Here is a 6,704-nt window from a genome sequence, read left to right on the forward strand (position 1 = left end):
GTTGTTGACCGCGTCGCTCCCCACACGGGGAGCGTGGATTGAAATTCACCAAGCGCATGGGCCTGCGAGCGGGACAGAAGGTCGCTCCCCACACGGGGAGCGTGGATTGAAATGCATCATCCTGCGTAGCAGTAAAAAAGTAATCCGTCGCTCCCCACACGGGGAGCGTGGATTGAAATTAATATGCCTGATTTGGTTGTCCCTGGCGTCCGGTCGCTCCCCACACGGGGAGCGTGGATTGAAATATGCACAAGCTCATCGCCAAGCTCTACCAGGACGTCGCTCCCCACACGGGGAGCGTGGATTGAAATAGCTTGTGACGGTGTCCGAGTCGGACACCGGGGAGTCGCTCCCCACACGGGGAGCGTGGATTGAAATCAGTCCGCCTCCGCCGCCTGCCGCTCAGCCTCGGGTCGCTCCCCACACGGGGAGCGTGGATTGAAATCTGCGCGTAGCGATTGGGCACGCCCAGCGCCAGCGTCGCTCCCCACACGGGGAGCGTGGATTGAAATCAGACCATATGCAAGCGTGCAGGTGTGCAGCACTAGTCGCTCCCCACACGGGGAGCGTGGATTGAAATATATCCAAAACGCTGCGGATTTTGATTGATGTCTGGGTCGCTCCCCACACGGGGAGCGTGGATTGAAATCCGGATGTCGGCCTCCGCCTGGGAGAACTCGCTGGGGTCGCTCCCCACACGGGGAGCGTGGATTGAAATACCTCCCGGAGGGTGAATGAGATGTTGTGCCAGTAGGTCGCTCCCCACACGGGGAGCGTGGATTGAAATTCGCAAAGAATTTTTATTTTGTTGAGTAGGATAGTCGCTCCCCACACGGGGAGCGTGGATTGAAATTGGGGCTCTCTTGGCCCTGGCCGGTGGTGGTGCATCGGGTCGCTCCCCACACGGGGAGCGTGGATTGAAATGATATCCTACAGAATTGAGGAAAAAACGATACCCGCAGTTAACCTCTCAGAGTTGACTGCGGGTATCGTTCTTCTGTTTTTGCCTATACAGCGCCGCACTCAGAGCGCAAGAGAGGCTATGTAATGGATATCCTGCGTATGCCCTGGCGCGGTGCGGTCTGCACGCTTATAGTTCATAGTTCGTATGGGTCTCATTTTCTTGACCATCTGGCCGCCCACGGAGCCGGCCTCACGGGAGGTCAGGTCGCCATTGTAGCCCTGCTTCAGGTTGACGCCCACCTCGGAGGCAGCCTCCATCTTGAACTTGTCGAGAGCCTCGCGGGCGCTGGGGACAACAGCCTTATTGGAACTAGTCATAGCTTGTGCATCTCCTTGTGTTTTATTTTGTTGGATTGAGAATCCGAACATAGCATTGCCCCGTGAGATTTTTATATTCGCACCCGCCCGCGCCAAATTTTTGCAGTCAAAACAGCATTATTGTTCCCGGTTTTCTGGGCGCTGGTGCAGCTCTAAACAGGCGCCCGTCACAGACAGCATGGACACGGCGGAGATGTTTTACTTTAGAACGTTTATTCTGGAAAAACGGCCCGGTCTTAATTGTACTCTATGACGAAAGCCGCTGCCCTCTTCATTTGAATTCGTGAGGGGGTATTTCCATGTGAAACAGGACAACGGGTAGGAAAACAGACCCCGCCGGCCTTTCGGTCAGCGGGGTCTGTTCAGGCTGTCGAAAAAGTCCAAAGACTTTTTCGACAGCCTTCAAAAATGCCGTTACTTTCGCGCCGCACAGCGGCGCAAAAGTCCCCGCTCCGCTCCCCGGAAGCCTTGCTGTGCAAGGCTTCCGGGGCATTCGATTCCACGCGAGGCGGGCGGCTGCCCCCTCGCGCTCCCCCGCCCCGACACAGCCCAATTCTGCTCAACCAAGGTTTTTCGACACGCTGAACAGACCCCGCCGGCCTTTCGGTCAGCGGGGTCTGTTTTCGCGCTTATCCAGTCACATATCTTTCACAGAACCGCATAAGCATTACCGCCGTCTGGGCGCGGGTGGCCTCGCCCTGAGGGGTAAGGGTGGATCCGTCGCCAGTACCGTTGATGATTCCGGCGCCCACAGCCCACTGCATGGCGGGGACAGCGTACTCACTCAGGTCAGCCCCATCGGTGTAGGAGAGGATGTTGGTATCCTCGCCGATGTGCACATCGCAGCCCACCTTCTGGGCGTAGCGCCACAGCATGGCCGCAAACTGCTCCCGGGTGGCGGGGTCGCTGGTTCCAAAGAGCCCGTTGCCGTAGCCGTTCACAATGCCCTCGCTGGCGGCCCAGCGGACTGCCTCGGTGTACCACTGTCCCTGAGGCACATCGGAGAACTCCATGTCAAAGTTAGCCGCAGGGCTGCCCGCCATGCGCCAGAGGATGGTGGCAATCATCGCCCGGCTGGTGGCGATGTCAGGGGAAAAGGTGGTGCCGCTGGTGCCATTCATAAGGCCGTTTGTGTAGACGTAGCGCACGCCCTCCGCATACCAGGCGCCTGCTGGTACATCCGTAAAGGGCAGGCCCCCGCCCACAGGGACGAAGACGGCCTTCACGGTAACGGCTCCGGCCGGCATGATAAAGGTGTAGGTGCCGTCTCCCTTGTCTGTCAACGTCACGTTTTTCCCGCTTCTATCCGTAACCGTGAGGCTCTCAAGCCGGAAGCCGTCATCCGGCGCGGCAGTGAGCGTAACGGTGGTCCGCGCTGCTGCGCTGCTCCGGCTGGCAGTCACCTTGCCCCCGCTGGTGGATTCTGTGGTAATATCGTAGTAGGAGATTCCGCCGGCGGAATGGGTGCTGGTGATCTGCAGGGTATAGGTCTTTGCGCCGACAGTTACGGTGATAACCGTCTCGCCTGCGCCGATGGGCACGGAGAGGCTGCCGCTGCCGGTAAATTCCGTACCGTTGATGGTTACCTTCCCGCCGCTGCCGGAGACGGCGGTAACCAGCGTGCTGCCGGCTGAGATACCGGAGACCGAGCAGGTCAGCGTCCCATCTTCGCCCAGCGTGAAATCATCCATGGACACGGGCAGCCCCTCAAAGGTGAGGCTGTCCTCGCCGGTCAAGGCATATACCACCACCCTGCTGCCCGCCTGGGTGAAGGTCACCCGGCTGGTGGAGGAAGTCTCGCCGTCCAGCTGCCGGGATATCGTTGTGAGCTGCGTTTCCAGCAGATCGTCGTCGGCATTCAGCAGGGCGGCCACCAGCTTTGTGCCGGTGTAGGGCTGCAGGGAGTTGTTCTTCAGTGTCACGTCGGCGACGGTGTTGCCCTGGCTGTCGGCGCTCAGGTCCACGTTCAGGGTGGTCGCCTCGCCGGTCCGGGCCAGCGCACCGGTGAGCCGGACGGCCTTCTGGTTGTCCATACTGCTGTACTCCGGCAGCCGCTGCGGGTCCTGCTTACCGATGACCTCTTCGGTCCAGACATCTGCATAAAGGTACACGCCGCTGTCGGGAATCTCGCTGAGGCCCTGCCCGGCCACATAGGCGCCCACGTCATAGGTCACCTCCAGGGTGAAACTGCCCTCATCAATGTGCCGGAGGGCGTTCTCGCCGGAGATGGTGAGCGTATTGCCGCTTACCGCAACGCCGTCGCTGGTACAGGTCACATCGGCTGTTTCGGTCAGCAGGTTGTCGGTATAAAAGGACAGCTTCACCTCACGGTCCTTATCGCCGGCCAAAGTGGCGGGGGATGCGTTATAGAGGGTCATGGAAACAGTTCGCCTGCCCTCCAACTCCCCGAGGACCTCCATCCGGGAGATGCCGATATCCGGGTAGTCCAGATAGACCGTGCCGCTGGCGAGGGAAGGATTGCCGGCGGCGGAGACGGTGTAGACGGCATTTTCCACCGCATCGCCGATTTTGTGCCAGATGGTAAGGGTCGCGCTCTCGTTGGGGAGCAGGGCCTGGCTGCAGGTTGCGGTTTCGCCGCTTGCCATGGTCACAGCCAGGTCCGTCACGCTGTTGAGGCCGACGTTGCGGATGACAAACTGGACCGGCACAAGGCTGTTGATGGCAAGGTTTTCATAGTCCACGCCGATCTGCTCCACCTCCACCGCGTCGAGGGCGAAGTCGGAGGTGACGGTGTAAAGCTTCGTCTGGGGGATATCATCTTTCATATTGTCGATGTCATCGCCGTACTGGGTGGCCTGGACGATGGCCTTGATCTGGTTCTCCGCGCTCACATAGGCCTCAAAGTGGTCAGCCATGGTGCGCTCCTCCAGCGTGGCCAGTTCCAGCGGCGCCGAAAGGATGTAGCCGGCGCCGCCGTCGCTCCGCAGCCGGGCGGCCCGGAGAATGCTGTGATTCTCCACGGTCTCATCCCAAATCACCGTCAGATTGCTCACATCCCGGTCGCTGCCGCTGAGGGCGGCCAGACGGAAGCTGGCGCTCACGGCGGCGCTGCCGTCGCTGGTGATGGCGGACAGGGAGGCCGGGAAGCTGTTGGACATGACGCCGTCCCTGTCCACGGCCAGCAGCTGGATATCGCTGAGGCCAGCCCGGAGACTGTGCCAGGCGATCACAAAGCGGTCATCATCGCCGGTACCGAAGTTTGCGGAGACCACCTGGGGATTTTCATCCAGATATTCATCGCTGGTGACCAGCATGGCGGTACAGGCGGAGCCGTCATTTGCATTGACGATGGTGTAACCCACTTCATGGCGAATTAAATGTAACAAAAACGAGGAAAGGAAAAGCACAATCCAGACGGAACCGGCGAGCCGTCAAGAATATTGCGAGTTAGCAAGAAAACTGCTATAATGAAAAACAGGAATCCCGGCACAGGGAGAAAGGCAGGGCGATAAATGCACATAAGCTATCAGCCGCTTTGGAATACATTAAAAGAGCGAAAAATGAGAAAAGAGGACTTGCGGCTTGCCGCTGGTCTGACTACAAATCAGATTGCCAATATGGGAAAGGGGCTGCATATCAACATGGAAACCCTACTCCGTATCTGTGGGGCACTAAATTGTGATATTATAGATGTGATTGAGTTGGAACAGGACGAAGATTCTGCTAATGAAGCAGAGTGACAAATCGGAATTTGTGTGGGAGGACAAAGCAAATGGATGATTGTGTTTTTGCAAAAACCAATGATGAAATTGATGCTTGGCCTACCTTTACTGGAGCAAAACAAGAATTAGAAACAATCTTTATAAAAGTTAAAATGATTGATTTCTGATATAGACAGCTTCCAATTTGCGGAGCGGACAAGAAGATTTGGTTCGGATCAGGAAAAAACGGACAAGGGAGCCTGAGTCTCTTTTTCCCGAACAGTGACTTTGCTTTTTTAATCGGCTGTAGAATGCGAATCATGGAAGGAGTGACGAAACAGCCATGCAAATCCAGGACTTTTTCATAAATGGCGACATGAAGGGCGCCATTGCGTATATGCGTGAACACGAGGAATTTCAGGACATCCTTCCAGCTTACATCGCTGTTTTTGAAAACTGCGAATACCGCAGCTATGATGTGCCGGAATTTCTTAACCAAATACTGCTGTTGTATCAGGTATATTATCGGGATGTTTTTTATTGCGGGTTGCCGGAGATAAAGGCCGCAGAAAAGTTGCTGACGCAGCTGAAAGCGCTCTTGGATATGCCAAATGCAGAGGAAGAGTGTCTGACTGAGCAGCTTCAATCGGTGTTTGAATCGAAGGGCTATCATGCGCTTTTCGGGAAAACCCAGGGATATTACGGCCCGTATATCTGGCGGGATACCGTTCCGACTGTCCACCGTGTGGAGCTGCCGGGCGGAACAGCGGAATATACCGTCAACATTCTCAAGGGCTTTGTTTTCCGCAGTTGGATGGATTATCTGACCTTCGGCAGGTTCGGGACAGGCGGCTGGGCTTCGCCCGATGGCACGATCAACTGTGTTGAGCAGGCGTATGATTTTGAAAGCGAACAGTTTCTCGTTTCTCTTCTGAAGCACGAAGCACAGCATACCATAGATATGAAACAATTCCCGGGAATCACCCCCACGGAGCTGGAATACCGGGCAAAACTTGTGGAGCTCCATTACTCCGGCGATTTGGGATTGCTGCAAAAATTCTTATCGGTAGCGGATGAAAGCAGAGCAAGTGACAGTCATGCGGTAGCTTCTGCGAGGCTCAAACTCGAGTTTGCAGATACGGATCAAACGAATCTCTCCGGCATCCAGACACGGGCGCTGGAACTGCTTTATGCACATACGAAAGAAATAGAAGAAAAATATGGGAAACAAAAAACAGTGTCCAATGGTTGATTGCAGCAAATTCCAGTTTGTCGGACTGACACCCACTGAAAAATTGAATATCTACCACCACATCAGCCGTTGCAGGAACACGCCATTCCCACAACGGCTGTTTTCATTTTTTCCTGCGCCGGAAGCTAAGCCGGGAGTTTTGGACAAGGCGGGCCTTTTTGAAAATCCCCTGTAACGTTTCCTTCTCCTGTTCGGAAAGGCGTTTGTAGCTGACCCCAAACGCTTCACAGAAAATCTTTGTCAGCTTGCCGATGTAGTCCCCCGGCGTCTGCATGGCTTTCCGGACGGACAGAATGAGTCCCTGTGCCGGTGTGATCTCCGGGGCGCTGTCCGTGTCTTTTTCATGTTCATGCGCCTTGCGTATGTCATGGAGAATGGCGTCCCATGTTTTGTGCGTTACAAGGCAGAAAAAATCTTCTTCCTCTACCTGACAGGCTTCCAATACTTTGATTGCCCGGTCTGCCGTAGCTTCGGGATGTTCTTCCAGTATCATAGCCCGTAAAGCAGCC

General features: G+C 56.0%; 3 protein-coding genes, 2 pseudogenes and 1 CRISPR repeat array. Of the genes and pseudogenes, 2 read left to right on the forward strand and 3 right to left on the reverse strand.

Features of this window, described 5'->3' with window-relative positions:
- Nucleotides 1-12: 12 nt before the first annotated feature.
- A CRISPR array of direct repeats spans nt 13-924; the repeat unit is 33 nt; unit sequence GTCGCTCCCCACACGGGGAGCGTGGATTGAAAT.
- Nucleotides 925-1,116: 192 nt separating this feature from the next.
- Together QZY67_RS08675 and QZY67_RS08680 are read right to left on the reverse strand one after the other, a co-directional pair.
- Nucleotides 1,117-1,281, reverse strand: a pseudogene (locus QZY67_RS08675) (alpha/beta-type small acid-soluble spore protein); the annotation flags it as partial.
- A 629-nt stretch (nt 1,282-1,910) separates the two neighbouring features.
- The gene (locus tag QZY67_RS08680) at nt 1,911-4,604 is read right to left on the reverse strand and encodes an S-layer homology domain-containing protein (RefSeq protein ID WP_295369737.1); all 2,694 of its coding nucleotides are present in this window, start codon (nt 4,602-4,604) and stop codon (nt 1,911-1,913) included.
- 150 nt (nt 4,605-4,754) lie between these two features.
- Here QZY67_RS08680 and QZY67_RS08685 point away from each other — a divergent pair, with 150 nt between their 5' ends.
- Nucleotides 4,755-4,982, forward strand: coding sequence for a helix-turn-helix transcriptional regulator (locus QZY67_RS08685; RefSeq protein ID WP_295369738.1), 228 nt, complete (start codon nt 4,755-4,757; stop codon nt 4,980-4,982).
- A gap of 304 nt (nt 4,983-5,286) precedes the next feature.
- Nucleotides 5,287-6,195, forward strand: a complete 909-nt coding sequence (locus QZY67_RS08690; RefSeq protein WP_295369739.1) for a hypothetical protein — start codon at nt 5,287-5,289, stop codon at nt 6,193-6,195.
- 103 nt (nt 6,196-6,298) lie between these two features.
- On the opposite strand, the pseudogene QZY67_RS08695 reads toward QZY67_RS08690, so the two are convergent.
- Nucleotides 6,299-6,704, reverse strand: a pseudogene (locus QZY67_RS08695) (transcriptional regulator); the annotation flags it as partial.

It is taken from the genome of uncultured Pseudoflavonifractor sp., assembly GCA_904419835.1.
Classification (GTDB): Bacteria; Bacillota; Clostridia; order Oscillospirales; family Oscillospiraceae; genus Pseudoflavonifractor.